The sequence below is a fragment of the uncultured Escherichia sp. genome (assembly GCF_948475835.1).
Classification (GTDB): domain Bacteria; phylum Pseudomonadota; class Gammaproteobacteria; order Enterobacterales; family Enterobacteriaceae; genus ECMA0423.
On record NZ_CAOLGM010000195.1, the window covers coordinates 1 to 5210 of the forward strand.

Annotated in this window: 4 protein-coding genes and 1 pseudogene; all 5 read left to right on the forward strand. The window is 52.9% G+C overall.

Annotated features, from left to right (window positions below; genetic code table 11):
* Nucleotides 1-437 (forward strand): annotated as a pseudogene (ompC, locus tag QZF50_RS22450) (porin OmpC); the annotation flags it as partial.
* Between the two features lie 111 nt (nucleotides 438-548).
* Nucleotides 549-1604 (forward strand): FAD:protein FMN transferase ApbE, encoded by a 1056-nt coding sequence (gene apbE / locus QZF50_RS22455; protein ID WP_000406105.1) that lies wholly within the window; start codon nucleotides 549-551, stop codon nucleotides 1602-1604.
* Between the two features lie 73 nt (nucleotides 1605-1677).
* Nucleotides 1678-2742 (forward strand): bifunctional DNA-binding transcriptional regulator/O6-methylguanine-DNA methyltransferase Ada, encoded by a 1065-nt coding sequence (gene ada, locus QZF50_RS22460; protein ID WP_000710378.1) that lies wholly within the window; start codon nucleotides 1678-1680, stop codon nucleotides 2740-2742.
* A complete protein-coding gene (gene alkB, locus QZF50_RS22465) occupies nucleotides 2742-3392 on the forward strand; it encodes a DNA oxidative demethylase AlkB (protein WP_001402359.1) in 651 nt (216 codons plus the stop codon). The genes ada and alkB overlap by 1 nt, the downstream gene beginning before the upstream one ends.
* 75 nt (nucleotides 3393-3467) lie before the next feature.
* On the forward strand, nucleotides 3468-5111 hold the full coding sequence (gene yojI / locus QZF50_RS22470) for a microcin J25 efflux ABC transporter YojI (RefSeq protein ID WP_000422166.1): 1644 nt from the start codon (nucleotides 3468-3470) through the stop codon (nucleotides 5109-5111).
* Nucleotides 5112-5210: the final 99 nt, after the last annotated feature.

Genomic DNA, 5210 nt, shown 5'->3' on the forward strand with positions numbered 1-5210 from the left:
GTTATGGTGAGCGTTATTTGGGTAACGGCGACCGTGCTGAAACCTACACTGGTGGTCTGAAATACGACGCTAACAACATCTACCTGGCTGCTCAGTACACCCAGACCTACAACGCAACTCGCGTAGGTTCCCTGGGTTGGGCGAACAAAGCACAGAACTTCGAAGCTGTTGCTCAGTACCAGTTCGACTTCGGTCTGCGTCCGTCTGTAGCATACCTGCAGTCTAAAGGTAAAAACCTGGGTGTCATCAATGGTCGTAACTACGACGACGAAGATATCCTGAAATATGTTGATGTTGGCGCGACCTACTACTTCAACAAAAACATGTCCACCTATGTTGACTACAAAATCAACCTGCTGGACGACAACCAGTTCACTCGTGACGCTGGCATCAACACTGATAACATCGTAGCTCTGGGTCTGGTTTACCAGTTCTAATCTCGATTGATACCGAACAAAGGGCCTGCGGGCCCTTTTTTCATTGTTTTCAGCGTACAAACTCAGTTTTTTGGTGTACTCTTGCGACCGTTCGCATGAGGATAATCACGTATGGAAATAAGCTTTACCCGCGTGGCACTGCTGGCTGCCGCGCTCTTCTTTGTTGGTTGCGATCAAAAACCACAACCCGCCAAAACCCACGCTACTGAAGTTACCGTTCTTGAAGGCAAAACCATGGGTACCTTCTGGCGTGCCAGCATCCCGGGCATTGATGCCAAACGCAGTGCCGAACTTAAAGAAAAGATTCAGACCCAGCTGGACGCCGACGATCAGCTGCTTTCGACCTATAAAAAAGATTCCGCGCTGATGCGCTTTAACGACTCGCAAAGTTTGTCGCCGTGGCCAGTAAGTGAAGCGATGGCCGAAATCGTCACTACCTCGCTGCGCATTGGCGCGAAGACCGATGGTGCGATGGATATTACCGTCGGGCCGCTGGTAAATCTGTGGGGCTTTGGCCCGGAACAACAGCCGGTTCAAATTCCGAGCCAGGAACAGATCGACGAGATGAAAGCCAAAACTGGTTTACAGCACCTTACGGTCATTAATCAGTCGCATCAGCAATATCTGCAAAAAGACCTGCCGGATTTATATGTCGATCTCTCTACCGTCGGCGAAGGTTATGCGGCGGATCACTTGGCACGCTTGATGGAGCAGGAAGGGATTTCCCGCTATCTGGTGTCGGTGGGCGGCGCGCTGAACAGCCGTGGTATGAACGGTGAAGGCCTGCCGTGGCGGGTAGCGATTCAAAAACCAACCGATAAAGAAAACGCAGTTCAGGCTGTGGTGGATATCAACGGTCATGGGATTAGCACCTCTGGCAGCTACCGTAACTATTACGAACTGGACGGCAAACGTCTTTCCCATGTTATCGATCCGCAAACCGGGCGTCCCATCGAACACAATCTGGTATCCGTGACGGTGATTGCTCCGACGGCGCTGGAAGCCGATGCCTGGGATACTGGCTTAATGGTACTCGGGCCGGAGAAAGCCAAAGAGGTTGTTCGCCGGGAAGGGCTGGCGGTTTATATGATCACCAAAGAAGGCGATAGCTTTAAAACCTGGATGTCACCACAGTTTAAAAGCTTCCTTGTCAGCGAAAAAAATTAAAGCGCAAGATTGTTGGTTTTTGCGTGATGGTTACCGGGCAGACTAAAGGCTATCCTTAACCAGGGAGCTGATTATGAAAAAAGCCACATGCTTAACTGACGATCAACGCTGGCAATCTGTCTTAGCCCGCGACCCGAATGCCGACGGCGAATTCGTTTTCGCCGTGCGTACCACAGGCATCTTTTGCCGTCCGTCTTGCCGCGCCAGACATGCTTTGCGGGAAAACGTCTCCTTCTACGCAAATGCCAGCGAGGCACTCGCCGCTGGCTTTCGCCCCTGCAAACGTTGTCAGCCAGAAAAAGCCAATGCCCAGCAACATCGGTTGGATAAAATCACCCACGCGTGTCGACTGCTGGAACAGGAAACGCCTGTAACGCTGGAAGCCTTAGCCGACCAGGTGGCGATGAGTCCATTTCATCTACATCGGTTGTTTAAAGCGACTACCGGAATGACGCCTAAAGCCTGGCAACAGGCCTGGCGCGCTCGCCGTTTGCGCGAATCGCTGGCGAAAGGGGAGAGCGTGACGACGTCTATTCTTAACGCCGGATTCCCCGACAGCAGCAGTTACTACCGCAAAGCCGATGAAACGCTGGGCATGACGGCTAAACAATTCCGTCACGGTGGCGAAAATCTGGCGGTGCGTTACGCGCTGGCTGATTGTGAGCTGGGGCGTTGCCTGGTGGCAGAAAGCGAGCGGGGGATTTGCGCGATATTGCTGGGCGATGATGACGCGACACTAATCAGCGAGTTGCAGCAGATGTTTCCCGCTGCCGACAACGCGCCTGCCGATCTGACGTTTCAGCAACATGTGCGTGAAGTGATCGCCAGCCTCAATCAACGCGATACGCCGCTGACGTTACCGCTGGATATTCGCGGCACTGCTTTTCAGCAACAAGTCTGGCAGGCACTGCGCACGATACCTTGCGGTGAAACCGTCAGTTATCAGCAACTGGCTAACGCCATCGGCAAACCGAAAGCGGTACGGGCCGTTGCCAGCGCCTGTGCCGCCAACAAGCTGGCTATCGTTATACCCTGTCATCGGGTAGTACGCGGTGATGGATCGCTTTCAGGTTACCGCTGGGGCGCGTCGCGCAAAGCGCAGCTGCTGCGCCGCGAAGCTGAGAATGAGGAGAGGTAATGTTGGATCTGTTTGCCGATGCTGAACCGTGGCAAGAGCCACTGGCGGCTGGTGCGGTAATTTTACGGCGTTTTGCTTTTAACGCTGCGGAGCAACTAATCCACGATATTAATGACGTTGCCAGCCAGTCGCCGTTTCGCCAGATGGTCACCCCCGGCGGATATACCATGTCGGTGGCGATGACTAACTGCGGGCTGCTGGGCTGGACGACCAATCGGCAAGGTTATCTCTATTCGCCCATTGATCCGCAAACAAATAAACCGTGGCCCGCCATGCCGCAGAGTTTTCATGATTTATGTCAACGTGCGGCTACGGCGGCGGGCTATCCAGATTTCCAGCCAGATGCTTGTCTTATCAACCGCTACGCTCCTGGCGCGAAACTGTCGCTGCATCAGGATAAAGACGAACCGGATCTGCGCGCGCCAATTGTTTCTGTTTCTCTGGGCTTACCCGCGATTTTTCAATTTGGTGGCCTGAAACGTAATGATCCGCTCAAACGTTTGTTGTTGGAACATGGCGATGTGGTGGTATGGGGCGGTGAATCGCGGCTGTTTTATCACGGCATTCAACCGTTGAAAGCGGGGTTTCATCCACTCACCACCGACTGCCGCTACAACCTGACATTCCGTCAGGCAGGTAAAAAAGAATAAAAATAAGAATTATTATTGCTGTGCGCGCGAAGATGTTTAAACTGCGGGCTGTAATTCATTGTCCGGGTTTTCTGCATGGAACTTCTTGTACTTGTCTGGCGGCAGTATCGCTGGCCATTTATCAGTGTGATGGCGCTAAGCCTCGCCAGTGCGGCTTTAGGCATTGGCTTAATTGCTTTTATCAATCAGCGCCTTATCGAAACGGCGGATAGCAGTCTGCTGGTGTTGCCGGAGTTTCTGGGATTAATGCTGCTGTTGATGGCAGTCACTCTCGGATCGCAACTGGCGCTCACCACTTTGGGGCATCACTTCGTTTACCGACTGCGTAGTGAATTTATCAAGCGGATTCTCGATACCCACGTCGAGCGCATTGAACAACTCGGTAGCGCCTCGTTGCTGGCGGGATTAACCAGCGATGTGCGCAATATCACCATTGCTTTTGTGCGTCTGCCGGAACTTGTGCAGGGGATCATTCTCACTATCGGTTCCGCGGCGTATCTGTGGATGCTGTCGGGCAAAATGTTGCTGGTAACGGCTATCTGGATGGCGATCACCATCTGGGGTGGTTTTGTACTGGTGGCGCGGGTGTACAAACATATGGCGACCCTGCGTGAAACCGAAGACAAGCTGTACACGGATTTTCAAACCGTACTCGAAGGGCGCAAAGAGCTGACTCTGAACCGGGAACGCGCCGAGTATGTGTTTAACAACCTCTACATCCCCGATGCGCAAGAGTATCGCCATCATATTATTCGCGCAGACACCTTCCATCTTAGCGCCGTGAACTGGTCAAACATCATGATGCTGGGCGCTATCGGCCTGGTGTTCTGGATGGCGAACAGTCTCGGTTGGGCTGATACCAACGTTGCTGCGACCTATTCGTTGACGCTGTTATTCCTGCGTACGCCGCTGCTTTCGGCGGTTGGCGCATTGCCGACGCTGCTGACGGCGCAGGTGGCGTTTAACAAGCTGAACAAATTCGCACTCGCGCCTTTCAAAGCTGAGTTTCCGCGCCCGCAGGCTTTTCCCAACTGGCAAACGCTGGAGCTGCGTAACGTGACGTTTAGCTATCAGGATAACGCGTTTTCCGTTGGGCCGATTAACCTCACCATTAAACGTGGCGAGCTGCTGTTTCTGATTGGTGGCAACGGTAGTGGAAAATCGACGCTGGCGATGTTGCTGACGGGCTTGTACCAGCCACAAAGCGGCGAAATCTTGCTGGATGGCAAACCTGTCAGTGGCGAACAACCGGAAGATTATCGCAAACTGTTTTCGGCAGTGTTTACCGATGTCTGGCTGTTTGATCAACTGCTGGGGCCGGAGGGTAAACCCGCTAACCCGCAACTGGTTGAGAAGTGGCTGGCGCAGCTGAAAATGGCTCATAAGCTTGAGTTAAGCAACGGGCGTATTGTTAACCTGAAGTTATCAAAAGGGCAGAAAAAACGCGTGGCGCTGTTGCTGGCGCTGGCAGAAGAACGCGATATTATCCTGCTGGATGAATGGGCGGCGGATCAGGATCCACACTTCCGTCGTGAGTTTTATCAGGTGTTGCTGCCGCTGATGCAGGAGATGGGTAAAACTATTTTCGCTATCAGTCATGATGATCATTACTTTATCCACGCCGACCGCCTGCTGGAAATGCGCAATGGGCAACTTAGCGAGCTGACGGGCGAAGAGCGCGATGCCGCTTCGCGTGATGCCGTTGCCCGGACGGCATAATATTACGACGCTGACCTGGCGGACTGCTGCCGTCAGGTCAATATGCTAAAAATCCCTTCATTTCTAATAACCCTATAATTAATCAACGAAATTATAATG